Raw genomic sequence first — 26239 nt, 5'->3', positions numbered from 1 at the left:
GGTAAGCGGCGGTTCATCGTGGAATAATCATTGGCCTATGAAGGGAAAAACAACCGTTTCGCACACAAGGACCCGTCCCAACGGCGATAACCTGCCGTTGTTCACACACTTGTCCAGCCTCTTCCTTAGCCTGCTTTGTGCGGGGGCACTGTTATTGCCTGCCGCCGCCGTTAGTGCAGAAGACAGCAAATCTCAGCTGCAATCTATTCAGCAAAACATCGCTGAAAAAGAGAAAAGCGTTAAAGCGCAAAAGTTGCAGCGCAGCAAATTACTGGATCAGTTGCAGAGTCAGGAAAAAATCATCGCTCAGGCGAGCCGTCAGTTGCGTGACACCCGCAATAGCCTCAACGCCCTGAATGACGAAATCAAACAGCTTGCCACCTCCATCGCCCGCCTTGAAAAACAGCAAACCCAACAGGAAAACCTGCTTTCAGAGCAGCTTGATGCAGCGTTTCGTCAGGGTAAGCACAACGGTGTACAGCTGTTGATGGGCGGTGAAGAGAGCCAGCGCAGCGAGCGTATTCTGGCCTATTTCGGCTATCTGAATGCGGCGCGCCAGAAAAGTATCGAATCGCTGCAACAGACGCGTCAGGATTTGGCTCAGCAACGCGCCACGCTGGAGCAGAAGCAACAGCAGCAGAAAGGCTTATTAGCGCAGCAGCAGGGCCAGCAGCAGAAGCTGCAACAGGCGAGCGAAGCGCGGAAAAAAACCCTGACGACACTGGAAAGCGCGCTGGAAAAAGATCAAGCCGATCTGGTCGAGATGCGTCAGAACGAAAGCCGTCTGCAGGATAAGATCGCCCGTGCGGAACGCGAGGCGCGCGAGCGCGCCGCCCGTGAAGCGCGTGAGGCGGAAAAAGTGCGTCAGCGTCAGGCGCAGGCGAAAGCCAAAGGCTCCAGCTATCAGCCGACCCAGAGCGAACGCGAACTGGTGGCGCGCACCGGTGGACTCGGTCGCGCGGGCGGGCAGGCCTTGTGGCCGGTACGCGGACGCATTGAACATCGTTTTGGTGAACAGCTGCAGGGTGAACTGCGCTGGAAAGGACTGGTGATTGATGCGCGCGAAGGTACCGAGGTGAAAGCTATCGCCGATGGCCGCGTGCTGATGGCCGACTGGTTACAGGGCTACGGCCTGGTGGTCGTGCTGGAACATGGTAAAGGCGATATGAGCCTGTATGGCTACAACCAAAGTGCGCTGGTGAGCGTGGGTACGCAGGTGAAGGCAGGACAGCCTATCGCACTGGTGGGCACCAGTGGTGGCCGCGGTACTCCGTCGCTCTATTTTGAAATCCGACGTCAGGGACAGGCCGTCAATCCACTCCCGTGGTTAGGAAAATAGGTTTTGCTGCAACTTCGAAAAATCCCCGTTCTGTTGAGCGCCCTGCTGTTCAGCTACGCTGCGCAGGCGGGCAAACTGGCCATTGTCATCGATGACGTAGGCTATCGCCCTGCCGAAGAGAACAAGGTCCTGCAGATGCCGCAGGCCATTTCAGTGGCGGTTTTGCCCAACGCGCCACATGCCCGTGAAATGGCCACCAAAGCGCACCAGAGTGGTCACGAAGTGTTGATCCATCTGCCCATGGCACCGCTGAGCAAACAGCCGCTGGAAAAAGATACCTTAACGCCGGAGATGAGCAGCGAAGAAGTTACCCGCATCATGCGCAATGCGGTTAACAACGTGCCTTATGCCGTAGGTCTGAACAACCATATGGGCAGCAGGATGACCTCCAGCCTGCCCGGCATGCAGAAAGTGATGCAGGCGCTGAACCACTACAATCTCTACTTTCTGGATAGCATGACCATCGCTAACAGTCAGGCTGTTCCTGCCGCGCAGGGCACCCAGGTCAGGGTATTAAAACGTCGGGTATTTCTGGATGACAGCCAGGATATTAATGCCATCCGCCAGCAGTTCAGTCGGGCGGTGAAACTGGCGCAGCGCGACGGTTACGCCATTGCCATTGGTCATCCCCACCCTAACACAGTGCGGGTGCTGCAGCAGATGTTACCCACATTGCCAGCCGACGTTACGCTGGTTCGTCCCAGTCAGCTGCTGAACGAATCACTGCACAGCGGCTCACGGCCGCCTGTGGCGCCGGCAAAACCGGTGACACCGCGCTTCCAGCCTGCAGACCTGTGTAAACCGAAACAGCCGCTGGCGCCGGTTCCTGCCACCCGAGCCTTAACGGTAATAGCTGAAAGTGTGAATAACAGTCCGCTGTTTAACACGCTAAAAAATCTGTTCTGAATTTGCTATGAATGCTAAGTGTTCAGCTTAGCGTTCATTTATACGCAGAAATTACTATAATCCTGGGTCGGGCGATAACGTGCTGTGCGGGAACAGTGATAGGGATGACGATTATTAAACAAAAAATCCTGCTGCTGGATAACGGCAGAGAGTGGGGCGGCGGCACCAACAGTATGCTGGAGCTGTTGAAGCGTATCGATCGTCAAAAGTTTGATATCACCTGCTGCTTCTATCACAACTACAGCCGTGGCAACGACGAAACCATTGAGGCCACGCTGAATGCGCTGGCTATCCCGGTCTTTTTTATTCCGCAAATCAGGCAGCCACGCTGGGCAAAGTTTGTTAAAGAAGTCGCGCGGGCACTGCTGTTTTTTAATAAAAAGCTCAAGAAGCGCGCCATCGATCAGATTGATACACACTGGCGCATTATGCCCAATGCCAGCAAAATCAATTCACTGCTGCAGCTGGGGAAGTTTGACACGCTCTATATGAATAACCAGCCCAGCACCAATGTGGAAGGTTATCTGGCGGCGCGCAGCCTGGATGTTGCGGTAGTGCAACACTGCCGTATCGATCCGGTTCTGGAACCGCGGCTGGTCAGCATGGTTAATCAGGATTGCCAGGCGATCATTGCGGTGTCGCAGGGCGTGAATAACACCCTGCGCAGCCACGGTGTTGACGCGGAACGCTGTTTTACCGTCAATAACGCTATCGACATCCACCAGCCTCTGCCCGACCGCCTTGAAGTACGCCAGCGCTTTAAACTCTCCCCTTCGACCTTTGTGTTCGGCACGATTGGCTCGCTGATATTGCGTAAATCTAATCACCATATTCTGCAGGCGCTGGGCCGTTTTAAACGCGCTAATCCCGATGCCGACTGGAAGATGGTGGTGGTCGGAGCGGGTCCGGAACTTCAGCATCTGCTGCAACTCGCTACTGCAGAGAACATCCAGCAGCACGTGGTCTTTACCGGCTTTCAGAACAACGCGCTGGATTACCTCACTGCCTTTGATGCGTTTATTCTTGCCTCACGCAGTGAGGGATTACCAAGGGTTGTGCTGGAGGCGATGCTGGTGAATACCGCCGTAGTGGGATCCCGCGTGGTCGGTACTGCCGAATTGATCAGTCATGACGAAACCGGGCTGCTGTTTGACTATGGCAACGTGGTGCAACTGACCCAGCATCTGACCGCGCTGTGGCAGGATGCGGATTTACGTCAACGCCTGATCAATGCGGCAGCGAAACGCGTACGTGAACAGTACGCTATTGAAACTTATATCAGCGGCGTCGAGAATATTTTGCAAAGCGTCGTGAAAAAGAAACCTCATGCTTAATTTTTTAAATCCCCGTTATCGCCATATCAGGGCGAGTCATAACCTGCCTTATTCGCAGAAAGAGGTTCAGGGCACTGTACCGGTCACTTCTGTCGTGATCCCCTGCACCGGCGCGGACTATATCGAAGAAGCCCTGCTCAGTGCCGATTTTGCGGCGCGCTTTGCAACAGAGGCTGAAGAGATCGTAATTGTCAGCGATCAGCCGGCTCACGCCTTTGGCAGCCTGCCAGTAAAAACCCGCGTGGCAACGCTGGATGTCCCGCATCGGGAAGAGAGTTATCGCTACAAGCAGATCTATCGCAGTCGTTTGATTAAATTGCAGGCGCCCTTACAGGCTAAAGGCGACGGCATTCTGATGATCGATTCCGACCTCAATCTGCTTAAGATGCCCGAGATTATGATGAAGCCCGGCCATCTCTATTCCAGTTTTCGTCAGGGGAAAATGATTGCCAAGCTGGCTGATGCCCCGGAAGAGGCGATTCCCGCCTACTACCCGCACAGTATCCGGCCCTGGCTGGTGGATCACGTGAATGGGGCTTACCTGGCTGCCACCCGTGAGGTCTGGCAGCGCATTTCGCCGCTGTGGCTGACGCTGTTTAATGATACCTGGAATTTAATGAACGACAGCCAGCCGCCTACTGACCAGCTACCGCTCGCGGTGTTGCTGGACATGCTGGATATTAAAACCGTCAATCTGGGCGAATGGGCTAACTGGCCGGTCTCAAAGAAAATTGGCGGTCAGTCGGCGGTGATCCCGCCTGAAGTGGTAGGCGCACATGGCGGCTTTCCGCTGTCGGAATGGCAAAAATACCTCGCCGATCCGCAACAGCCGCTGAACTTTAAAGGCCAGGACTACACGCGCAAAGTGCGCTACCTGACCGATGAAGAGAAAAAACAAAGCTAATCATGCGGCCGCCCTGGCGGCCGTTGTTTTAATCCCAGCTCAGTATCACCTTTCCCGAGCGTCCAGAACGCATCTCATCAAAGCCCTGCTGGAAATCGTCGATTCCATAGCGATGGGTAATAACCGGCGTTAAATCAAGCCCGGACTGGATCAGCGCCGCCATTTTATACCAGGTTTCAAACATCTCCCGGCCATAAATGCCCTTGATAAAAAGCCCTTTGAAGATCACCTGATTCCAGTCGATCGCCATTTCACCCGGCGGGATGCCCAGCAGTGCAATCCGCCCTCCGTGATTCATTACCTCCAGCAATGAACGGAAGGCAGGCGGTGCACCAGACATCTCCAGTCCGACATCGAATCCCTCCGTCATGCCCAGCGAGTGCATCACGTCTCGCAGCTCCTCATTCGCCACATTGACCGCGCGCGTGACGCCCATTTTGCGCGCCAGTGCCAGACGATACTCATTGATGTCCGTGATCACCACGTTGCGTGCGCCGACATGGCGACAGACCGCGGCGGCCATGATGCCGATAGGACCCGCGCCGGAGATCAGCACATCCTCACCCACCAGATCGAACGATAGCGCGGTATGCACGGCGTTGCCGAATGGATCAAAGATTGCCGCCAGCTCATCGGAAATGTTGTCGGGAATTTTGAACGCATTGAAGGCCGGGATAACCAGATACTCCGCAAAGCAGCCCTGCCGATTAACGCCTACACCCATTGTGTTACGGCATAAATGGGTTCGCCCGGCACGGCAATTACGGCAATGTCCGCAGGTAATGTGCCCCTCGCCCGAGACCCGATCGCCAATCGTAAAGCCTTTCACTTCCTGTCCTATCGCAACCACTTCCCCCACATATTCATGACCGACAATCATCGGTACCGGAATGGTTTTGCGCGACCAGTCATCCCAGTTGTAGATATGGACATCGGTACCGCAGATAGCGGTTTTGCGAATCTTAATCAGCAAATCGTTGTGGCCCGGCTCCGGAACCGGCGCATCGGTCACCATCCAGATGCCCGTTTCCTTCTTCAGTTTGGCGAGTGCTTTCATGACGGACTCCTCAGGCGATAACGCCCAGTTGTTTGCCGATACGGGTAAAGGCCGCCACCGCACGTTCCAGCTGTTGCTGGGTATGCGCCGCAGAGATTTGGGTGCGAATGCGTGCCTGACCTTTTGGCACCACCGGATAGAAGAAGCCGGTAACGTAGATGCCTTCCTGTTGCAGCAGGCGGGCGAACTCCTGGGCGACGCTGGCTTCACCCAGCATCACCGGGATAATGGCGTGATCGGCTCCCGCCAGCGTAAAGCCCGCCGCTGTCATCTGCTCCCGAAAGTAACGGGCGTTGTCCCACAGACGCTGACGCAGCCCGTCGCCTTCGCTGAGCAGATCCAGCACCCGCAGCGAGGCGGCAACAATGGCCGGGGCCAGCGAGTTAGAGAACAGATAGGGACGGGAACGCTGGCGCAGCCACTCCACCACTTCTGCTTTTGCTGCGGTGTAGCCACCGGAGGCGCCACCCAGCGCTTTACCCAGCGTGCCGGTAATGATGTCGACCCGGCCCATCACATCGCAATATTCATGGGTTCCGCGTCCGGCGTTCCCGACAAAGCCCACCGCATGGGAATCATCCACCATCACCAGCGCAGAAAACTCATCGGCCAGATCGCAGATAGCGGGCAGATTCGCAATCACCCCATCCATTGAGAAGACCCCATCGGTGGCGATCAGAATATGACGCGCGCCTTTAGCGCGCGCTTCCTGCAAGCAGGCGCGCAGCTGCGCCATATCGTTATTGGCATAGCGGTAACGCTGCGCTTTGCACAGCCGGATGCCATCGATAATGGAAGCGTGGTTCAGCGCATCAGAGATGACGGCATCCTGCGCATCGAGCAGGGTTTCAAACAGGCCGCCATTGGCATCGAAACAGGAGGAGTAAAGAATGGCATCCTCCATGCCGAGAAAGTCTGCCAGCCGCTTTTCCAGCTGCTTATGACTATCCTGCGTGCCGCAAATAAAGCGCACCGACGCCATACCAAAACCATGCGAATCCATCCCCTCTTTCGCCGCCTGAATCAGCGCCGGATGGTTCGCTAAACCTAAGTAGTTATTGGCACAGAAGTTAATCACCGCCGGGTTATCGCCAACCGCGATCTCCGTCTGCTGGGCAGAGGTGATGATCCGCTCCTGTTTAAACAGTCCTTCCTGACGTGCATCATCAAGTTGCTGACGAAGTTGTTGATAAAATTGCGCAGGCATCATTGCTCTCCTCAGATGGCAAAAATCTGGCATATCTTACTGAACAGGCCGCTTCTTCACGATAAATCGCCCAACAGAATGTCATTTTTGCAGCATAGTTCACGCCACAAGGATGTACGCACAAAGCGTTACAGAGTCATCTGGCTGTCTGCACCCTGATGAAATGTTATGATGTGAGGTATTCGTGTGTGAAACCTCCTGTTTCACCCCACAACGTTGAAGGTAACAACATGATTATCGTAACTGGCGGCGCAGGAATGATTGGCAGCAACATCGTCAAAGCGCTGAACGATCGCGGTCACACCGACATTCTGGTGGTGGATAATCTGAAGGATGGCACCAAGTTTGCCAATTTAGTCGACCTGGATATCGTCGATTACATGGACAAAGAAGAGTTCCTGATGAGCGTGATGGCGGGCGATGATTTAGGCCCGATCGAAGCGGTGTTCCATCAGGGCGCCTGCTCCTCCACCACCGAGTGGGATGGCAAGTACATGATGGAGAACAACTATCAGTACTCCAAAGAGCTGCTGCACTTCTGTCTTGAGCGCGAGATCCCGTTCCTCTACGCCTCTTCCGCAGCGACCTACGGCGGACGCAACGAGAATTTCATTGAAGAGCGTCAGTATGAGCAGCCGCTTAATGTTTATGGCTACTCTAAGATGCTGTTCGACCATTACGTCCGTCAGATGCTGCCGGAAGCGAACTCGCCGGTATGCGGCTTCCGCTATTTCAACGTCTATGGACCGCGTGAAGGCCACAAGGGCAGCATGGCAAGCGTGGCATTCCATCTGAACACGCAGATCAGCAACGATGAAAATCCAAAACTGTTTGAAGGCAGCGACGGCTTTAAACGTGATTTCATCCACGTTGATGATGTTGCGGAAGTGAACCTGTGGTGCTGGGAAAATGGCGTCTCCGGGATTTACAACTGTGGCACAGGCCGCGCCGAGTCCTTCCAGGAAGTGGCTGACGCAGTACTGAAGTTCCACCAGAAAGGTCAGATCGAGTACATCCCGTTCCCGGAAAAACTCAAAGGACGGTACCAGGCCTATACTCAGGCCGATCTCACTAAGCTGCGTGCGGCCGGCTACGACAAGCCATTTAAAACGGTGGCGCAGGGCGTCGCTGACTATATGGTCTGGCTGAACCGTAACGCATAAAGGAAGCTGCTCCGGCGATGAAAATTCTGGTAATCGGCCCGTCGTGGGTCGGCGATATGATGATGTCGCAAAGTCTCTATCGCACCCTCAAGGCCGAACATCCCGATGTGGTGATTGACGTGATGGCACCTGCATGGTGCCGTCCGTTGTTGTCACGCATGCCGGAGGTGAATCAGGCGCTGGCGATGCCACTTGGGCATGGCGCGCTGGAAATCGGTGAGCGTCGCCGGTTGGGCAAAGTGCTGCGCGCCAGTCACTACGACCGTGCTTATGTGCTGCCTAACTCCTTCAAGTCGGCGCTGGTCCCCTTCTTTGCCGGAATAAAACGCCGCGTCGGCTGGCGCGGTGAAATGCGCTATGGCCTGCTGAATGATTTGCGCGTGCTGGATAAAGCCGCGTTTCCGCTGATGGTTGAGCGCTACGTTGCGCTGGGCTACGACACACCTGTTGCGTCGGCGGCGCAGCTGCCACAGCCGCTGTTGTGGCCAAAACTGCAGGTTGAAGAGCAGGAAAAAATTGAAACGGCCGCACAGTTTCAGCTCGCCGCGACCCGTCCGGTCATCGGTTTTTGTCCGGGCGCTGAATTTGGTCCGGCCAAACGCTGGCCGCACTATCACTACGCCACGCTGGCCCGCCAGTTGATTGCTGAAGGCTTTCAGATCGTGCTGTTTGGCTCCGCCAAAGATCGCCCGACCGGCGAAGAGATTATCGCGGCGCTGCCCGAAGAGGCTCGCGGCCACTGCCGTAATCTGGCAGGTGAAACTCAGCTGGAACAGGCGGTGATTCTGCTGGCGCAATGCCGTGCCGTGGTCAGCAACGACTCCGGCCTGATGCATATCGCCGCGGCGCTGGATCGTCCACTGGTGGCGCTCTATGGACCAAGCAGCCCTGACTTTACGCCGCCGCTGGCAAAGCAGGCGCGAATTATTCGCCTGATTACCGGCTATCACAAAGTGCGCAAAGGCGATGCCGAACAGGGCTATCACCAGAGCCTGATCGATATTCAGCCTGAACGTGTACATCAGACGCTGAGCGAACTGCTCGCGCCACAGGAGGTGCCATGCACGTCCTGATTGTTAAAACCTCATCAATGGGCGATGTGCTGCATTCGCTCCCGGCACTGACCGATGCAATGCATGCCATTCCCGGCATCCGTTTCGACTGGGTAGTGGAAGAGAATTTCGCACAGATCCCTGGCTGGCATCCCGCAGTAGATAAGGTGTTACCGGTTGCGATTCGCCGCTGGCGCAAACACTGGTTTGGCAGTCAGCAGCGTGAAGAGCGCGTGCTGTTTAAGCGCGCGTTACAGTCACGTGAGTACGATATCGTGATTGATGCACAGGGCCTGATCAAAAGTGCCGCGCTGGTCACCCGCTTATCGAAAGGGGTGAAACATGGGCAGGACAGCCGTAGCGCACGTGAGCCGTTCGCCAGCTGGTGGTATGACATCCGCCATGAGGTCAGTAAGCGACAGCACGCGGTTGAGCGGACGCGCGAACTGTTCGCCAAAAGCCTGGGCTATGAAAAACCGCAAAGTCAGGGTGACTACGCGATTGCCGGACACTTTCTGCATCATCTGCCCGCTGACGCACATCATTACCTGGTCTTTCTGCATGCCACAACGCGTGACAACAAGCATTGGCCGGAATCACACTGGCGACAGCTGATTGAGCAGATGCAGCCCAGCGGGTTGCGGGTGAAATTGCCCTGGGGTGCTGAACATGAGCATCAGCGTGCGCAGCGCCTTGCAGAAGGATTTGAGCATGTCGATGTACTGCCTAAGCTGACGCTGGAAGCGATAGCACAACAGCTGGCGGGCGCACGGGCGGTGGTCTCAGTGGATACCGGATTGAGCCATCTGACGGCGGCACTGGATCGCCCCAACCTCACGCTGTATGGTCCGACCGATCCTGGACTGATTGGCGGTTACGGGCAGAACCAACAGGCACTGAGCGCCCCGAATCATAATCTGGCAGAGCTGACTGCTGACACGGTGGCAGAGAAACTGCGAGCCGTTATTACGGAAAACATGCCATGAACTATGTGCTGATCTACCTGCTTCTGCTGCCTTTCCGGGCCATAATGCGGCTGTTTTACCGTCCAACCGGACGCAGCCTGATCATCCAGACGGCAAAGATTGGTGATTTTATTAATATCACCCCGATGCTGCGTGCGCTGGGTCAGTCTGAGTTGCTGATCAGCAAAGCGGTGGAGCCGCTGGCGCGTCACGATGACACGGTCAGCCGCTATTTCCTGATTGAAGAGGCGAAGCGCAGCTTTTTTGCCAAACTGAAGCTCGCTTTCACTCTGATGAACCGCTATGACAACGTCTATCTGGTGCAGCCAAACAGCGTGAACCTGTTTTTCGCCGCGCTCTGCAACGCACCGAACAAGCAGTTTCTGCGCACCTATGTGCGTAAGTCCTACCATAAGACCTTCTATCGCAGCGCCAGCGGAATTGTCGACCACACCAAAACGGATTTAACGCTCGACAGCTACCTGAAGCTGATTAATCGTGACTACCGCTACACCGATTTCCCTAAGCATGCGACCTCACCGCTCTGGCAGCCGCCTGCGCCGCCCGCCGCGCTGCTTAATCCGCGCAGCGGTATTAAAATTGGCATCAGTATTTCTGCCGGTAACCGGGCTAAAACCATTCCTGCCAGCATCTGGCAGCAGCTGATGGCGTCGCTGGCTGACCTGCCCTGCACCTTTTATGTGTTTGGCCCACCGGCTGAGCAGCCGTGGCTGGATGAGTTACTGAGCCTGACCGGCCCGAAAGACAATATCGTCAGTCTGATTGGTGAGCTAAAACTGGAAGAGGTTCCGTGGGCCATTGCACAGATGGATTTCTACATCTCCTCTGACTCTGGCAATGCTTATATTGCGGATGCGCAGCAGATACCGGTGATCATGCTTTATGGCCCGTGTGAAGTCCGGGAACAGCGTCCGGTCAATAACGTTTTGTTTATCGGACCGGATAATATTGCTGCGTCGACGTTCGTTTTTGCCACTCGTTTTCAGTTTGATCAGCCTGCTGAAAAATTATTCGGGCTGGATCACGATAAACTGACTAGAATACAAACGTTTATTACTCATAATCTGGAATAGTGAAGCGTAATGGCAATTACCCCTCTTGCTGAGGCCGTTCAGCAAAGTCAGCTGCTGGTTAACACGCTTGCTGACACGGATGATAATCCGGTTCATGTTGCGTTTGGCATCAACTACGCCTACGCGCGTGGCCTGGGCATTACGTTGTTTTCACTTCTCAGCCATCATCCTGATACCGCTTTCCACGCCCATGTTTTTTCAGACTCGCTTTGCGAAGAGGATGTGGAAAAACTGCGATCGCTGGCCACGGGCCATCGTCTGGCGATCACGCTGCATATCTTTAACCGTGCCTGGGTTGATCAGTTGCCTGCGGTCGGACGCTATCCCAAAAGTATCCACTACCGTTTCCTGATCCCGGAAACCGTGGCGAGCTACAGCGATCGTGTGATCTATATTGATGCTGACACCCTGGTGGTGGGCGACTACTCTCCCCTGTTCACACTGGATATCACTGATTACACGCTGGCGGCCTGTAATGACACACCGCGAGCGCGACATAACCAGTGCGCAAGGCTGGGGCTGAAGCATCACCACTATTTCAACTCCGGTTTTATGCTGATTAATATTCCACGCTGGCTCGAAAGGCAGACCACCGCGCGCATTACCGACGTGCTGGTAACGCGGGGCGCAGAGTTTGGTTTTCCCGATCAGGATGCGCTGAATATCGTGCTGGAGGATGAGGTCCTGATCCTGCCAGACCGCTATAACCACATTTATGACATCATCGCCAATAAAGTATGGGATCACACGGGCGTGCCAGAAGAGACGGTGATGATTCACTACACCGGTAAATGCAAACCCTGGCATGCATGGGCTGGCAGCGATCTTTCCCAGCGCTACTATAGCTATTACCAGCGCTCACCCTGGGCTTCACAACCGCTTGATACGCCAAAGCATTATAAAGAAATGAAGCGATTCGCCCGCGTAAAATGGCATCAGAAACAGTATGCTGAAAGCCTGAGCTGGATGATGAAGTATGTCAGTCTCAAGTTTTTTAAACAGAGTGAGCAATAGCACACTCAGGTTTATCAGATTGATGCGGGCGCTGTTATTTCAGCGCCTGACTTTCCCGTCACTTATCCCGCCGGCTGTTTGCCACGACCTCTGTAATAACGACGCTGACAGCAAGCCAGCATAATAATCTGTTTACCTGCACGACCACATTGCGTAAAAAAAGCGCATATAGCGCATTATTATTGTCGGGCATGGTTTTTAGTAAAGCAGGGATGCAACATCGTTTTATAATTGTGAACTCCCTGATTTCACTCTGCTGATTTGGAAATGATTTATGACGAGGCAACGCCTTTTCGCAGTGAATACAATGCTGGTGCAGATATTGTCATGAGTACTTCTCCTCTGCTGAGTATCATTACCCCGATGTACAATGCGGGCAGCATGTTTGATGAGTTCATGCAGTCACTGCTGGCGCAGACGCTGACTCTGCTTGAGATCATTATCGTCGATGACGGTTCAACCGATGGCTCAGGCGAGCGCGCCGATCAGTATGCACAGCAGCATTCTCACATTCGTGTGATTCATCAGGAAAATGGCGGCGTCTCGCGCGCCCGTAACGCCGGGCTGGCGATTGCCCGCGGGAAATATGTCACCTTTCCTGATGCGGATGACACCATGCAACCCGATATGTATCAGACGCTGGTGACGCTGGCGGAAGCAGATAATCTGGATGCGGCACAGTGCAACGCCGAGTGGTTTTTCAAACACAGCCAGCGGGTAAAGCCGCTGATTCCGCTGGATCGCCTGCGCAGCACGCCGGTGCTGAGCGGTGCCGACTGGCTGAATACCGCGCTGAAAACCCATCGTTATATGCATGTGGTCTGGCTGGGCATCTATCGCCGGGAACTGATTGAGCAGCATCAGTTGCAGTTTGAACCCGGCCTGCATCATCAGGATATTCCCTGGACCACCGAGTTTATGCTGCTGGCAAAACGCGTGCGTTATACCGAAGCGGTACTCTATCGCTACTATATGCACGACGCCTCAATCAGCAATCGCAAACGTACCGGCGAGCGCAACGTTGAGTATCAGCGTCACTACATGAAGATTGCGCGGCTGCTGGAAGAGCTCAATGACCGCTATCGTGACCGCGTAAAGATCTACCCGTCGTTTCACTATCAGGTGACCCATGAAGCGCTCAGCGTTTGCCACAGTGTGAGACGTGAGCCTGACGCCCGTGCACGCCAGGCAATCATTGCCGAGCTGTTCGCCACCCGGACACACCTGCGCATGTTACGCAACGCCCGGGGAATTAAGCAGTGGTATCAGTTGCTGTTGTGGCTAGCCCGACTCTATCGCTGGCGTGAGAAATAACCTTTGAGGCTGGCTTTATCCTAAAAAGGGTTTGCCCTACAATCGGTTCACTGAATTCTGAGAACTCTTGTTTATGGCCAGCCTGACTCCAGCAAACATCTCTCCAAAAAATATATTACTGATTAAGCTGCGCCATCATGGTGACATGCTGCTCACAACGCCCGCCATCAATGCGCTTCATGAGCGTTATCCGCAGGCCAGCATCGACGTGTTGCTTTATCAGGAGACGCGTCCGATGCTGGAAGCGCATCCGGCTATCCGCCATTTACACGTCATCGATCGTAAATGGAAGCAGGAGGGCACCTGGCGCAAGCTGGGCCATGAGCGTGCATTAATTCGCGCCATACGTGACGCACATTATGATCTGGTGATTAATCTGGCCGATCAGTGGCGGGCTGCCCTGATTACGCGGCTCTCTGCGGCGCCAGTACGTATCGGTTTCGCTTTTAAAAAACGTGATAACGTCCTGTGGCGATGGTGTCACAACCAGCTGGTCTCCACACACAATCACAGCAAGCTGCATACCGTTGAGCAGAATATGTCGGCGCTGGCACCCCTCGGCATCAGCAGCGACGGCGCACGGGTCTCAATGCACTACAGCGACGCTGACCAGCAAATTGTGCTGACCCGACTGGCAGAACACCAGGTCACCGCGCCCTATATTGTGGTGCAGCCGACCTCACGCTGGGGCTTTAAATGCTGGGAAGAGGAGAGCGTTGCTGCCACGCTCGATCAGCTGGCGCAGCCGGGCCGCAAAGTGGTGCTGACCGCCGGGCCGGACAAACAGGAGCTGGCAATGATCAACCGCATTCGGGCACTGTGTGCGTCGCCGGATGTGGTTTCGCTGGCCGGTCAGTTTACTCTGCCGCAGCTGGCGGCGCTTATCGATCATGCCCGGCTGTTTATTGGTGTCGACTCTGCACCAATGCACATGGCCGCCGCACTTGAAACGCCCTGTATTGCGCTGTTTGGCCCGACCAAGCTGCAGCACTGGCGGCCATGGGGCGACAATAATCATGTCATCTGGGCGGGGGATTATGGCCCGCTGCCCTCACCCGATTCCATCGACACCAAAACAGACCAGCGTTATCTGTCGGCCATTCCGGTGAAGGATGTGGTCGCGGCAGCGAGGAGCTATCTGAATGAGTAAGTTACGGCTGGCGATTGTCCGGCAGAAATATCGTCCGGATGGCGGTGCCGAGCGTTTTATCTCGCGCGCGCTGGAAGCGCTGGGCAGCGAGCAGCTCGATCTCAACATCATTACCCGCAGCTGGCAGGGCACACCCAATCCTGACTGGCATCTGCATATCTGTAATCCTGCAAAGCTGGGCCGGGTATCCCGTGAGCGCGGTTTTGCCCTTGCAGCACGCGCCTGCTGGGAGCGCGAAAAGTTCGATATTGTGCAAAGCCACGAGCGCATCGCGGGCTGTGATATTTTTCGCGCGGGTGATGGTGTTCATCGCGTCTGGCTGGAACAGCGCGCCCGCATCGTCTCATCGTGGCAACGACTGAGTGCTGTGCTCAGCCCTTATCATCGCTATGTCCTGCAGGCGGAAGCGGAGATGTTTAACTCTCCGACGCTGAAAGCGGTGATCTGTAATTCTGAGATGGTAAAGCGCGATATCCTGCGCTGTTTCTCGCTCGACGCCGGAAAAATCCACGTTATTCATAATGCTATCGATGCCAGCCGTTTCCAGCCCGCCACGGAAGCTGCACGTCGCGCCACCCGTCAGCAGCTGGCGCTGCCCGATGCGGCCACCGTACTGATTTATGTCGGCTCCGGCTTTGAACGCAAGGGGTTGAAAGCGGCGATACAGGCGCTGGCTGCCAGCGACCGTTATCTGATTGTGGTGGGTCAGGATAAGCAACTGCAGCGGTATCAGCAGCTGGCAAATCAGCTTAACTGTCTGGACCGCCTGCGCTTTGTCGGCGTACAGCAGGATGTGCAGCCGTTCTATCACGCGGCTGATGGCCTGCTGCTGCCCACCCTCTACGATCCTTTTCCTAATGTGGTACTGGAGGCGATGGCCTGCGGCTTACCGGTGATTACCAGCATTGGCTGCGGTGGCGCAGAATTTATTACCGCTGGTCAGGAAGGCTTCGTCTGTGATGCGTTGGATATCAACGGGTTAAATCAGGCTGTTAATGCATTACCGGCGCTTTCCGTCGATTCACGAATGGGTGACGCGGCGCGGCGCAAAATTGAACCTTATGGTCCACAACGGCTGGCGCAGGCGCTGACTTCGCTTTATCAGCAGGTCCTGAGCAGCAACTGACAATGTGGGATGAGTGCATGCGGGGTTTCTGATAACATGCCGCCATCTGATTTTAATCTGCTTTTAGACGCGAATTTGCTGTAACGGTAACTATGACGACCTTTTACACCGCATTGCTCTACTTAATTCAGCCACTGATTTGGCTGCGCCTGTGGCTGCGCGGTCGTAAAGCGCCTGCCTATCGCAAACGCTGGGCAGAACGCTATGGCTATTGTGTCGGCAAAGTTAAGCCCGACGGCATTGTGCTGCACTCGGTCTCTGTGGGTGAAACCCTGGCTGCGATCCCGCTGGTGCGCGCTCTGCGTCATCGTTACCCGACCCTGCCGATTACCGTCACCACCATGACGCCTACCGGCTCTGAACGCGCGCAATCTGCATTTGGCAAAGATGTGCATCACGTCTATCTGCCTTATGATCTGCCGGGTTCGATTAATCGTTTTCTGGATACGGTCAACCCACGCCTGGTGATCATCATGGAAACCGAGCTGTGGCCGAATATTATCCGCATTCTGCACCAGCGTAATATTCCGCTGGTGATCGCCAATGCCCGCCTCTCGGCCCGATCGGCCAAAGGCTACCGCAAGCTGGGTAAATTCATGCGCCGACTGTTGCAGAGCATCACGCTTATCGCGGCGCAGAATGCGGAAGATGGCGACCGCTTCCTGAGCCTGGGCCTGAAACGTTCTCAACTAACGATTACCGGCAGCCTGAAGTTTGATATTTCCGTGACGCCAGAACTGGCCGCCAGAGCGGTGACGCTGCGTCGTCAGTGGGCGCCGCGCCGTCCGGTGTGGATCGCCACCAGCACGCACGAAGGTGAAGAGGCCATTGTGCTGGATGCTCATCGCCGCCTGCTGCAGACGTTTCCGGATTTGCTGCTGATTCTGGTGCCCCGCCATCCCGAGCGTTTTAACGATGCCCGTGAACTCACGCAGGAACGCGGCTTCAGTTTTATCCTGCGCAGCAGCGGCGAGATCCCGTCTGGCTCAACGCAGGTGGTCATCGGAGATTCAATGGGCGAACTGATGCTGCTATACGGCATTGCCGATCTGGCCTTTGTCGGCGGCAGCCTGGTTGAACGGGGTGGACACAACCCGCTAGAGCCTGCTGCCCATGCGCTTCCGGTTCTGATGGGACCCCATATCTGGAACTTCAAAGATATCTGCAGCAAGTTGCAGGAAGGCCAGGGGCTGATCACCGTCACCGACGTGATTTCGCTGGAAAAAGAGGTCACCAACCTGTTACAGGATGATGATTACCGCCGTTATTACGGACGTCATGCGGTAGACGTGCTGCACCAGAATCAGGGTGCGCTACAGCGTCTGCTACAGTTACTCGAACCGCATCTGCCACCACGGGCCCACTAATGTCAGCACGCCAACGTCTTTCCGTGGTGATGATCGCCAAAAACGAAGCGGAACTGCTGCCTGAATGCCTGGCCTCGGTCAGCTGGGCCGATGAAATTATCGTGCTGGACTCAGGCAGCCATGACAACAGTGTCGACATCGCCACACAGGCTGGGGCGAAGGTCTACCTCAATGATGACTGGCAGGGCTATGGTATCCAGCGCCAGCGCGCGCAGCACTATGCCACCGGCGACATGATTCTGATGATCGATGCGGATGAACGCGTGACACCTGAACTGCGCGCCGCGATTGAGCAGGTGCTGGTCGCGCCACCCAGCCGTACGGTTTATAGCCTGGGCCGCAGTAATCTGTTTCTCGGCCGCTTTATGCGCCATAGCGGCTGGTATCCTGACCGCGTCATGCGACTCTACCCACGCACCTTCCGCTACAATGACAATCTGGTGCATGAATCACTGCAAAGTGACGGCGCGCCGGTGGTGGCATTACCCGGCGATCTGCAGCATCTGACCTGCCGCGATTTAATCGCCTTTCAGCGCAAGCAGCTGGCTTATGCCGAAGCCTGGGCTACGGAACGCCATCGGCGCGGTAAGCGTTGCAGCCTGTTTTCTCTGTTCAGCCATACGCTGGGCGCGTTTATGAAAACCCTGCTGCTGCGTGCCGGTTTTCTAGACGGAAAGCAGGGCTGGATTCTGGCGGTGGTCAATGCGCAATATACCTTCAATAAATATTCAGCCCTCTGGGCGCTGAATCATGCTTCGGCAAAAGGGCGAGTATGATCACGAAAGCCATCTATCCCGGAACGTTCGATCCTGTGACGCTCGGCCATCTCGACATCGTGACGCGAGCAGCGCAGATGTTTGATCAGGTCATTCTGGCCGTTGCCGCCAGCCCCAGCAAAAAACCAATGTTCAGCCTGGATGAGCGCGTGGCGCTGGCCGGTGAAGTGATAGCCCATCTGCCCAACGTTGAAGTGGTCGGATTCAGCGACCTGATGGCGAATTTCGCCCGTGACCAGCAGGCGAATGTGCTGGTTCGTGGCTTGCGTGCGGTGTCAGACTTTGAATATGAAATGCAGCTGGCGCAGATGAATCGTCACCTGCTGCCAACGCTGGAGAGTGTTTTCCTGATGCCGTCTGAAGGCTTCTCGTTTATCTCATCTTCGCTGGTCAAAGAGGTGGCGCGTCACGGCGGCGATGTGACCGCCTTCCTGCCCGCGCCGGTGCATCAGGCATTGCTGGCTAAACTGGCTTAATGCTGGCAATTCGGGCACCAGTAGGTGCTGCGCTGTCCATGTCTGCCGCTGACAATCGGCGTACCGCATGCCCGGCAGGGTTCGCCTGCCCGCCCATAAACCTGTAACTGCTGTGCAAAATAGCCAGGTTTACCGTCGGTCTGTAAGAAGTCACGCAGTGTGGTTCCGCCCTGCTCAATGGAGCGTAACAGCACCGCTTTGATGGTATTGACCAGCAGTTCCGCTTCGGCCTGCGACAGACTGCCGGCAGCACGATCGGGAATGATCCCGGCGGTAAACAGTGACTCGCTGGCGTAAATGTTGCCCACGCCCACCACCACTTTGTTATCCATCAGCCACTGCTTGATGAGCGTCCGCTTGCCGCGTGACTTCTCAAACAGGTAAGCGCCGTCAAACTCCTCGCTAAGCGGCTCCGGCCCGAGATGTGCCAGCACGCTGCTGCCCGCCAGATCGCTGCTCCAGAGCCAGGCACCAAAGCGGCGCGGGTCGGTGTAGCGCAGCACTTTGCCGTTGCTCATGACCAGATCAACATGGTCATGCTTCGCCGCTGGCAGCTCTTCTGACAGCACGCGCAGGCTACCGGACATGCCAAGGTGGATAATGATCCAGCCATGCGGCAGCTCCAGCAGCAGATATTTCGCCCGGCGCTGCACACTGAGCACCGGCTGATCGCTCAGCGCCAGGATCTCCTGCGAAACAGGCCACCGCAAACGTGAATTACGCACCACGGCGTGAAGGATGGTTTCACCGACCAAATGCGGTTCGATACCGCGACGGCTGGTTTCAACCTCTGGCAACTCTGGCATACCCTCTCCTCAGCGTTTTACACAAACAAAAAACCCGGCCGGAGCCGGGTTTTTAGCAGAACACTAAAATTACTTAATTTTAGCTTCTTTGTAGAGCACATGCTGACGTACAACCGGATCGAACTTTTTCAGTTCCAGCTTCTCTGGTTTAGTACGTTTGTTCTTCGTGGTGGTATAGAAGTGACCTGTACCAGCAGAGGAAACCAGCTTGATCTTCTCACGAATACCTTTAGCCATGATTCAGTTCCTTAGTACCTTAGTACTTCTCACCACGGGCACGCATATCGGCTAACACCGTATCAATGCCCTTTTTATCAATAATACGCATACCTTTAACAGATACACGCAGAGTAACGAAGCGCTTCTCGCTCTCAACCCAAAAACGGTGTGAGTGCAGGTTCGGAAGGAAACGGCGTTTCGTCGCGTTCATTGCGTGGGAACGGTTGTTACCCGTCACCGGACGCTTTCCAGTTACCTGGCAGACTCGTGACATGTCAATATCTCCAAAAATCAAATCAGCTCGAGCTTTAAAAATTAGGTTTGGGCCGCCTCGTCAGGCTTGCAGCCCGCCAGGCGAATTCCATGGAACCCGCTAAGCTGGCCTAACCGCCAAACCCGAGATTCTCAAAGGTGGCGTAGTATACGCCGCTCAGCCCAAGTGCTCAAGTCCCGAACAGATAAAGATCCCGAATGATCGGGCAAAAAGCCGCCACCTGGCGTGAAATTTCCCCCTGTCAGAGCCATCCCCGCTCGGCAAAGGAGACATATTCGCCATGACCAATCACCAGATGATCGAGCAGACGGATGTCGAGTAGCTGGCAGGCTTCGCTGACTTTATGGGTCACTTCACGGTCTGCACGGCTCGGCTCCGCCATGCCCGACGGGTGATTATGCGCCAGTATCAGAGCGGCAGCATTGAGCTTCAGCGCTTCCCGGACGATCTCGCGGGGGTGAACTTCCACGCTGTTAATGGAACCAGAGAACATATTTTGTGCCCGCAGCACCCGATGCTGATTATCCAGAAACAGTGCCATGAAGATCTCACGCTCCTGATGGGCTAACAGACTTTGCAGATACTGGCGCGTGATTTGTGGATTTTCCATTGCGCTTTCGCGGGCCAGCTTACTGGCGAAAAAACGCTTCGCCAGTTCGGCAATCGCATGAAGCTGTGCCAGCTTGGCATCGCCGACCCCTTTGATTTCACCGAATGCCGCTTTGTCTGACGTCATGAGCTGATAAAGCGAGCCAAAACCGTCCAGCATCTGTCCGGCCAGCTCCAGGACGTTCTGTCCAGGCGATCCGGTACGGAGAAAAATGGCCAGTAGTTCAGTATCGCTGAGGGCATGCGCACCCAGCTTCCGGAGTTTTTCCCGTGGTCCCTTTATTTTCATGTCCGCTCTCCCTGAGATGAGCCTCAGCATGGCCCATCATGAAGAGTGCAGCTATCAGTGAAGCTGCAATCTACGAGACGGCTCGCAAACGCAGTCAGTGAAAAGGCGCATCCGCGCTTTTGTGATAAAGTCCGTGCATTCGCCGCCGCGAGCGGCAGAGAGCTTAGTGAGGCCAACATCATGATGGGATTAGCCGGCAAAAAAATTCTTCTTGGCGTGAGCGGCGGTATTGCTGCTTATAAAGCACCTGAGCTGGTGCGCCGCCTGCGCGATCGCGGTGCTGATGTCCGCGTGATGATGACAGAGGGGGCGAAAGCATTTATTACTCCGCTCAGCCTGCAGGCTGTCTCCGGCTATCCGGTATTTGACGATCTGCTTGATCCGGCAGCGGAGGCGGCGATGGGTCATATTGAACTGGCAAAATGGGCCGATCTTATTGTGCTGGCACCGGCCACTGCTGACCTGATTGCCCGTATTACTGCCGGTATGGCAAACGATCTGGTGACGACCGCCGTGTTAGCGACGGCCTCACCCGTGGCAGTGGTGCCCGCTATGAATCAGCAGATGTATCGTGCGGCGGTGACCCAGCATAACCTGCAGAGCCTGCAGGCGCGTGGCGTGCTGATTTGGGGACCGGACAGCGGCAGCCAGGCCTGCGGCGATGTCGGGCCGGGCCGGATGCTCGACCCGCTGGTGATTGTTGACCATGCGGTGCAGTGGGCTACGCCCGTCAACGATCTGCAACATCTCAACATTATGATTACCGCCGGCCCTACCCGTGAGGCGCTGGACCCGGTGCGCTACATCACTAACCACAGCTCCGGCAAAATGGGCTTTGCTATTGCCGACGCCGCCGCCAGACGCGGTGCACAGGTCACGCTGGTCAGCGGCCCGGTCACCCTGTCTGCGCCAGCGGGTGTGCGGCGAATTGATGTGACCAGCGCGCTGGAGATGCAGGCCGCCGTCATGAGTGAGATAGATAAACAACATATTTTCATTGCAAGCGCAGCCGTGGCAGACTACCGGGCAGCCGATATTGCGGCCGATAAAATCAAGAAACAGGGCGGCGATGATAACGTCACGCTGAACCTGGTAAAGAATCCCGATATTGTTGCCGGCGTCGCTGCACTTCAGGAAAACCGGCCATTCGTCGTTGGATTTGCTGCTGAAACACAGAATGTGGAAGAATACGCCCGGCAAAAACGGGTGCGCAAGAATCTGGATCTGATCTGCGCTAACGACGTCGCTAAAGCCGGACAGGGGTTTAATAGCGACACCAATGCTCTTCACCTTTTTTGGCAGGATGGAGAAAAACGCTTACCGCTCAGCGATAAGTCTCTCCTTGGCCAACAATTAATAGACGAGATTGTCAGCCGTTATGATGAAAAAAATAGACGTTAAAATCCTGGATCCGCGCGTCGGCAAAGAGTTTCCACTGCCGACCTACGCGACTTCAGGTTCCGCTGGGTTAGATTTACGCGCCTGCATTGATGATGTTCTCGACATCGCACCAGGCACCACAACGCTTGTTCCGACCGGCCTGGCGATTCATATTGCCGACCCCGATCTGGCCGCTGTGATCCTGCCGCGCTCAGGCCTTGGCCATAAACATGGCATCGTGCTGGGCAACCTGGTGGGTCTGATTGACTCCGACTATCAGGGACAGCTGATGGTCTCGGTCTGGAATCGCGGCCAGGAAAGCTTCTCGCTGCAGCCCGGCGATCGCATGGCACAACTGGTCTTTGTACCGGTGGTGCAGGCGGAATTTAACCTGGTCGAAGATTTCGACGCCAGCCTGCGCGGCGAAGGCGGCTTCGGCCACTCCGGTCGCCAGTAACCCGCATTACCGACTTTCACTTACGCCCGTTATTTTTTCCTCATCGCCACAGGACGCGTTCCTGTGGCAGATGCGTAGGTGTTGCCTGTTTTTAGGTGAATTTCAGGGGTCTTTAAGGTCATGGCAGAAAAAAAAGTCGCGAAGCGGAATCGTCGCGAAGAGATTTTGCAGGCGCTGGCGCAGATGCTGGAGTCGGGTGATGGCAGTCAGCGCATTACCACAGCCAAACTGGCAGCCACGGTGGGCGTTTCTGAAGCGGCGCTGTATCGTCACTTCCCGAGTAAGACACGAATGTTCGATAGCCTGATTGAGTTTATCGAAGACAGTCTGATTACCCGCATCAATCTGATCCTCAAGGATGAAAAAGAGACCATGACGCGTCTGCGTCTGATCGTGCAACTGATTCTGGGATTTGGTGAGCGTAATCCGGGACTGACGCGCATTCTGACCGGCCATGCATTGATGTTTGAGCAGGACCGACTGCAGGGACGCATCAATCAGCTGTTTGAGCGGATTGAAGTGCAGCTGCGACAGGTGATGCGGGAACGGAAAATGCGCGAGGGCGAAGCCTTTCAGGCTGATGAGGCGCTGCTGGCAAGTCAGTTGCTGGCATTCTGTGAGGGTTTACTGTCACGGTATGTCCGTTCTGAGTTTCGTTTCAGTCCTACCGCAGACTTTGAGGCTCGCTGGCCGCTGATTGCCGCGCAGCTGGCGTAAAGCGTAAAAGAAGGCGGGCATTGCGCCCGCCTCTGTTAAATCCCGTACGCTTTCTGATAGGCACGTACCTGAGCCAGATGATCGGCCATCTCAGGCTTCTCTTCCAGCCAGGCAATCAGGTCTGCCAGCGTAATAATTGCGGTCACTTTGCAGCCGTAATCACGTTCCACTTCCTGAATCGCCGACATTTCTCCGCGTCCACGCTCCTGACGATCAAGCGAGACCAGCACGCCTGCCAGAGTGGCGTTGTGCGCACCGATAATATCCATCGACTCACGAATCGCGGTGCCTGCGGTGATCACATCGTCCACCAGCATCACTTTGCCCTGCAGCGGACTGCCAACCAGCAGGCCACCTTCGCCGTGATCTTTCGCTTCTTTACGGTTAAAGCAGTAAGGCACATCGCGGTCATGATGATCCGCCAGCGCCACCGCCGTGGTGGTGGCAATCGGAATGCCTTTATAGGCCGGGCCGAACAGCAGATCAAAATCAACAGCGCCATCCACCAGCGCCTGCGCGTAGAAGCGTCCCAGCAGCGCTAAATCCCGTCCGCTGTTAAACAGACCAGCATTAAAGAAATAGGGGCTTTTACGCCCGGACTTCAAAGTGAACTCACCGAACTTCAGCACCTGCTTGTTCAGGGCAAATTCAATAAACTGACGCTGCCAGGCTTTCATTTCTCACTCCTCAAATAAAGAAAAGGCGACTCTGAGGTCGCCTGTTACATCAATTTTCCAGCGCTGCTTTCTGCGCCTGAATTAATTCCTCAATTCCGCCCCGAGCCAGCGCCAGTAGCGTTAACAACTCTTCATGGCTGAACGGTTCGCCTTCGGCAGTGCCCTGCACCTCGATCATGCGGCCATCTTCCAGCATCACGACGTTCATGTCGGTTTCTGCGGCTGAGTCTTCAACATACTCCAGATCGCACAGCGCTTCGCCTTTGACGATGCCCACTGAAATCGCCGCGACCATGCCCTTCATCGGGTTCGCTTTCAGTTTGCCGCTGGCCACCAGCTTGTTCAGCGCATCAGCCAGCGCCACACAGGCTCCGGTGATTGATGCGGTGCGAGTGCCGCCATCGGCCTGAATTACGTCACAGTCGAGCGTAATGGTAAATTCACCCAGCGCTTTAAGATCAACCGCGGCGCGCAGTGAACGGGCGATCAGACGCTGAATCTCCAGCGTACGTCCGCCCTGCTTGCCTTTTGCAGCTTCACGCGCCATACGGCTGTGGGTCGAACGCGGCAGCATGCCATATTCGGCCGTTACCCAACCCTGGCCCTGGCCTTTGAGGAAACGCGGAACCCCTTCGTCTACCGAGGCAGTGCAAAGCACTTTCGTTTCGCCGAATTCCACCAGAACGGAACCCTCTGCGTGTTTGGTGTAATTGCGGGTCAATGTGACTGGACGCACCTGTTGTGCGCTACGGCCTGCTGGACGCATGGGTATTCTCCGGCTTGCTAATGATTGGCTGCGCATTATACGGACTTCCTTGTCCGCTGTCTCTTACGCTGGTCTGACGCAGGCATCAGATGAAATTCCCCGCCAGCTGTGGCTAAATGCGCGTTCCTTTCTCTCTGATAAAAAAGACATATGGCCGCCATTCTTCATTTCCTGCTGGCGCTGGTGGTGATTTTTGCCCTTGCGCTGCTGGTCAGTCATGACCGTAAACAGATTCGTCTGCGCTTTATTGTTCAACTGATTGTGGTGGAAGCCGCGCTGGGTTGGTTCTTCCTTCACTCTGCCGGGGGTCTGGCGCTGGTCGGTTCGTTCGCCGGTTTCTTTGAAACGCTGCTGGGTTTTGCCGCACAAGGCACGGAGTTCGTGTTTGGCGGAATGAGCAAACAGGGGCTGGCATTTATCTTCCTTGGCGTGCTCTGCCCGATTGTCTTTATTTCGGCACTGATCGGCATATTGCAGCACTGGCGCATCCTGCCGCTGCTGATCCGTATTTTCGGGACGCTGCTGTCGAAGATTAACGGCATGGGCAAGCTGGAGTCGTTCAACGCCGTCAGCACGCTGATTCTTGGGCAGTCGGAAAACTTCATCGCTTATAAAGGGATTCTGGGTGATATCCCGCCGCGCCGGCTCTACACCATGGCGGCGACCGCGATGTCTACCGTTTCGCTGTCGATTGTCGGTGCTTATATGTCGATGATCGAACCGAAATATGTGGTTGCGGCACTGCTGCTTAACATGTTCAGCACCTTTATTATCCTGTCGATCATCAACCCGATGAAAAGCCAGGATGAGCAGCCTATCGCGCTGGATAAACTGCATGAAGAGCAGAGCTTCTTTGAGATGCTGGGTGAGTACATCCTGGCAGGCTTCAAAGTCGCGATGATTATTCTGGCCATGCTGATTGGCTTTATTGCCCTGATTGCTGCCGTCAACGCGCTGTTTGCGGAGGTGTTCGGCTACAGCTTCCAGCAACTGCTCGGCTACCTGTTCTATCCTCTGGCCTGGCTGATTGGCATTCCCAAAGCCGATGCCCTGCAGGCGGCCAGCATCATGGCAACCAAACTGGTGGCGAATGAGTTTGTGGCGATGATTGAACTGCAGAAAGTCGCGGCAGGCATGAGTGCGCGTGGACTGGGTATTCTGTCGGTGTTCCTGGTCTCGTTCGCTAACTTTGCCTCTATCGGCATTGTGGCGGGCGCAATAAAAGGCCTGAATGAGAAACAGGGAAATGTGGTTTCCCGTTTTGGCTGGAAGCTGGTCTATGGCTCCACGCTGGTCAGTCTGCTCTCCGCAGCCTTTGCCGGTCTGTTTATCTGATTATTCAACGGGCGGCAATTCTGCCGCCCGCTTTCGCCTTAGAATCCGACGCAGACGGGTGCATCCACCCGCATAACCGACTCCTGACCAAACCGTTTTTTATAGAGGCTGCGTAACGCCTCAATATCAACGTTGGTGGCGGGGTCGATCCCGTGGATCAGCATCAACGCCTTACTGTTCTCCCGTGCCAGCTGACCGTTCTCGCCCAGCCATTGCCCTTTGGCATCATAGACCGACAGGCCCGCTTTAAACCGTGGCGTGACCTCATTATCCACGAAGTTCATCCAGTCGAGTGAACTCACCCTGCCGCCATCAGGCTTGCTCAGTCCAAACCACAACGTGGTCTGCATCATCATGTCGCCACCCGCACAGATGGGTTGCGGTTTAGTGGGCGGCGAGTGGCGTGCCTGGCAACCTGCCAGCAGCAGAGCCATCACAACAGGAAGGGCAATAACGCGAGACATAG

Annotated in this window: 28 protein-coding genes; 19 read left to right on the top strand and 9 right to left on the bottom strand. The window is 55.5% G+C overall.

The annotated features are described in order from the left end of the window. Window positions 1-37: 37 nt before the first annotated feature. The 4 genes from envC (at window position 38) to AFL22_RS16455 (ending at window position 4483) form a co-directional block, all read left to right on the top strand. Window positions 38-1339, top strand: a complete 1302-nt coding sequence (envC, locus tag AFL22_RS16470; RefSeq protein WP_052271779.1) for a murein hydrolase activator EnvC — start codon at window positions 38-40, stop codon at window positions 1337-1339. A gap of 3 nt (window positions 1340-1342) precedes the next feature. Continuing rightward, a complete protein-coding gene (locus tag AFL22_RS16465; RefSeq protein ID WP_052271778.1) occupies window positions 1343-2245 on the top strand; it encodes a divergent polysaccharide deacetylase family protein in 903 nt (300 codons plus the stop codon). A gap of 104 nt (window positions 2246-2349) precedes the next feature. Then, a complete protein-coding gene (locus AFL22_RS16460; RefSeq protein ID WP_010258244.1) occupies window positions 2350-3579 on the top strand; it encodes a glycosyltransferase in 1230 nt (409 codons plus the stop codon). Next, window positions 3572-4483 (top strand): hypothetical protein, encoded by a 912-nt coding sequence (locus AFL22_RS16455; protein WP_033759220.1) that lies wholly within the window; start codon window positions 3572-3574, stop codon window positions 4481-4483. Before AFL22_RS16460 ends, AFL22_RS16455 begins: the two co-directional genes overlap by 8 nt. Before the next feature lie 28 nt (window positions 4484-4511). Here AFL22_RS16455 and tdh read toward each other — a convergent pair whose 3' ends face one another. After that, window positions 4512-5540, bottom strand: coding sequence for an L-threonine 3-dehydrogenase (gene tdh, locus AFL22_RS16450; protein ID WP_052271777.1), 1029 nt, complete (start codon window positions 5538-5540; stop codon window positions 4512-4514). Window positions 5541-5550: 10 nt separating this feature from the next. After that, window positions 5551-6747: a glycine C-acetyltransferase gene (locus tag AFL22_RS16445; protein WP_052271787.1), complete on the bottom strand. Its 1197-nt coding sequence runs from the start codon at window positions 6745-6747 to the stop codon at window positions 5551-5553. A 230-nt stretch (window positions 6748-6977) separates the two neighbouring features. Between AFL22_RS16445 and rfaD the strand changes: the two genes are divergently transcribed. From rfaD to coaD, 11 genes are all read left to right on the top strand, one after another. After that, window positions 6978-7910 carry an ADP-glyceromanno-heptose 6-epimerase gene (gene rfaD, locus AFL22_RS16440; protein ID WP_010258257.1) on the top strand — a complete coding sequence of 311 codons (933 nt, stop codon included), beginning with the start codon at window positions 6978-6980 and terminating at the stop codon, window positions 7908-7910. A 17-nt stretch (window positions 7911-7927) separates the two neighbouring features. Beyond that, window positions 7928-8983 carry an ADP-heptose--LPS heptosyltransferase RfaF gene (rfaF, locus tag AFL22_RS16435; RefSeq protein ID WP_052271776.1) on the top strand — a complete coding sequence of 352 codons (1056 nt, stop codon included), beginning with the start codon at window positions 7928-7930 and terminating at the stop codon, window positions 8981-8983. Continuing rightward, on the top strand, window positions 8971-9948 hold the full coding sequence (gene rfaC, locus AFL22_RS16430) for a lipopolysaccharide heptosyltransferase RfaC (protein WP_010258262.1): 978 nt from the start codon (window positions 8971-8973) through the stop codon (window positions 9946-9948). The genes rfaF and rfaC overlap by 13 nt, the downstream gene beginning before the upstream one ends. After that, window positions 9945-11021: a glycosyltransferase family 9 protein gene (locus tag AFL22_RS16425; protein WP_010258264.1), complete on the top strand. Its 1077-nt coding sequence runs from the start codon at window positions 9945-9947 to the stop codon at window positions 11019-11021. The genes rfaC and AFL22_RS16425 overlap by 4 nt, the downstream gene beginning before the upstream one ends. Before the next feature lie 9 nt (window positions 11022-11030). Then, window positions 11031-12035 carry a glycosyltransferase gene (locus AFL22_RS16420; protein WP_010672088.1) on the top strand — a complete coding sequence of 335 codons (1005 nt, stop codon included), beginning with the start codon at window positions 11031-11033 and terminating at the stop codon, window positions 12033-12035. 327 nt (window positions 12036-12362) lie between these two features. Then, window positions 12363-13349 (top strand): glycosyltransferase, encoded by a 987-nt coding sequence (locus tag AFL22_RS16415; RefSeq protein ID WP_229518756.1) that lies wholly within the window; start codon window positions 12363-12365, stop codon window positions 13347-13349. Between the two features lie 73 nt (window positions 13350-13422). Continuing rightward, entirely contained in the window at window positions 13423-14499 is a 1077-nt protein-coding gene (rfaQ, locus tag AFL22_RS16410) for a putative lipopolysaccharide heptosyltransferase III (protein WP_010258272.1), read from the top strand. Beyond that, window positions 14492-15625, top strand: coding sequence for a glycosyltransferase family 4 protein (locus AFL22_RS16405; protein ID WP_052271774.1), 1134 nt, complete (start codon window positions 14492-14494; stop codon window positions 15623-15625). Before rfaQ ends, AFL22_RS16405 begins: the two co-directional genes overlap by 8 nt. Window positions 15626-15717: 92 nt before the next feature. After that, window positions 15718-16992: a lipid IV(A) 3-deoxy-D-manno-octulosonic acid transferase gene (waaA, locus tag AFL22_RS16400; RefSeq protein ID WP_010258275.1), complete on the top strand. Its 1275-nt coding sequence runs from the start codon at window positions 15718-15720 to the stop codon at window positions 16990-16992. Next, window positions 16992-17768, top strand: coding sequence for a glycosyltransferase family 2 protein (locus tag AFL22_RS16395; protein ID WP_052271773.1), 777 nt, complete (start codon window positions 16992-16994; stop codon window positions 17766-17768). Before waaA ends, AFL22_RS16395 begins: the two co-directional genes overlap by 1 nt. Further along, entirely contained in the window at window positions 17765-18244 is a 480-nt protein-coding gene (gene coaD, locus AFL22_RS16390; RefSeq protein ID WP_010258279.1) for a pantetheine-phosphate adenylyltransferase, read from the top strand. The genes AFL22_RS16395 and coaD overlap by 4 nt, the downstream gene beginning before the upstream one ends. Here coaD and mutM read toward each other — a convergent pair. The 4 genes from mutM to radC all read right to left on the bottom strand — a co-directional run bounded on the left by mutM (window position 18241) and on the right by radC (window position 20441). Further along, complete coding sequence (gene mutM / locus AFL22_RS16385) at window positions 18241-19050, bottom strand: bifunctional DNA-formamidopyrimidine glycosylase/DNA-(apurinic or apyrimidinic site) lyase (RefSeq protein WP_010672095.1); 810 nt, start codon at window positions 19048-19050, stop codon at window positions 18241-18243. The two genes, coaD and mutM, sit on opposite strands and share 4 nt — an antisense overlap. A gap of 69 nt (window positions 19051-19119) precedes the next feature. Then, window positions 19120-19287 carry a 50S ribosomal protein L33 gene (gene rpmG / locus AFL22_RS16380; RefSeq protein WP_003024094.1) on the bottom strand — a complete coding sequence of 56 codons (168 nt, stop codon included), beginning with the start codon at window positions 19285-19287 and terminating at the stop codon, window positions 19120-19122. 19 nt (window positions 19288-19306) lie between these two features. Then, a complete protein-coding gene (rpmB, locus tag AFL22_RS16375) occupies window positions 19307-19543 on the bottom strand; it encodes a 50S ribosomal protein L28 (protein ID WP_006121249.1) in 237 nt (78 codons plus the stop codon). Window positions 19544-19784: 241 nt separating this feature from the next. After that, complete coding sequence (gene radC / locus AFL22_RS16370; protein WP_010258361.1) at window positions 19785-20441, bottom strand: DNA repair protein RadC; 657 nt, start codon at window positions 20439-20441, stop codon at window positions 19785-19787. Between the two features lie 180 nt (window positions 20442-20621). Between radC and coaBC the strand changes: the two genes are divergently transcribed. From coaBC to slmA, 3 genes are all read left to right on the top strand, one after another. Beyond that, window positions 20622-21842, top strand: a complete 1221-nt coding sequence (gene coaBC / locus AFL22_RS16365; protein WP_022624904.1) for a bifunctional phosphopantothenoylcysteine decarboxylase/phosphopantothenate--cysteine ligase CoaBC — start codon at window positions 20622-20624, stop codon at window positions 21840-21842. Beyond that, the gene (gene dut / locus AFL22_RS16360; RefSeq protein WP_022624903.1) at window positions 21820-22278 is read left to right on the top strand and encodes a dUTP diphosphatase; all 459 of its coding nucleotides are present in this window, start codon (window positions 21820-21822) and stop codon (window positions 22276-22278) included. Before coaBC ends, dut begins: the two co-directional genes overlap by 23 nt. Before the next feature lie 120 nt (window positions 22279-22398). Further along, window positions 22399-22995, top strand: coding sequence for a nucleoid occlusion factor SlmA (gene slmA / locus AFL22_RS16355; protein WP_010258372.1), 597 nt, complete (start codon window positions 22399-22401; stop codon window positions 22993-22995). A gap of 35 nt (window positions 22996-23030) precedes the next feature. Here slmA and pyrE read toward each other — a convergent pair whose 3' ends face one another. Next, window positions 23031-23672 carry an orotate phosphoribosyltransferase gene (gene pyrE / locus AFL22_RS16350; RefSeq protein WP_031591887.1) on the bottom strand — a complete coding sequence of 214 codons (642 nt, stop codon included), beginning with the start codon at window positions 23670-23672 and terminating at the stop codon, window positions 23031-23033. Between the two features lie 49 nt (window positions 23673-23721). Further along, on the bottom strand, window positions 23722-24438 hold the full coding sequence (gene rph / locus AFL22_RS16345; RefSeq protein ID WP_010258378.1) for a ribonuclease PH: 717 nt from the start codon (window positions 24436-24438) through the stop codon (window positions 23722-23724). Between the two features lie 150 nt (window positions 24439-24588). Here rph and AFL22_RS16340 point away from each other — a divergent pair, with 150 nt between their 5' ends. Continuing rightward, window positions 24589-25773 (top strand): nucleoside transporter C-terminal domain-containing protein, encoded by a 1185-nt coding sequence (locus AFL22_RS16340; protein WP_052271772.1) that lies wholly within the window; start codon window positions 24589-24591, stop codon window positions 25771-25773. A gap of 38 nt (window positions 25774-25811) precedes the next feature. Here AFL22_RS16340 and AFL22_RS16335 read toward each other — a convergent pair whose 3' ends face one another. After that, complete coding sequence (locus AFL22_RS16335; RefSeq protein ID WP_010672099.1) at window positions 25812-26237, bottom strand: DUF3574 domain-containing protein; 426 nt, start codon at window positions 26235-26237, stop codon at window positions 25812-25814. Window positions 26238-26239: the final 2 nt, after the last annotated feature.

The sequence above is a fragment of the Pantoea sp. CFSAN033090 genome, from assembly GCF_001264395.1.
In the GTDB taxonomy this organism is placed as follows: Bacteria; Pseudomonadota; Gammaproteobacteria; order Enterobacterales; family Enterobacteriaceae; genus Pantoea; species Pantoea agglomerans.
This window is presented reverse-complemented; position numbering and strand designations above follow the sequence as displayed.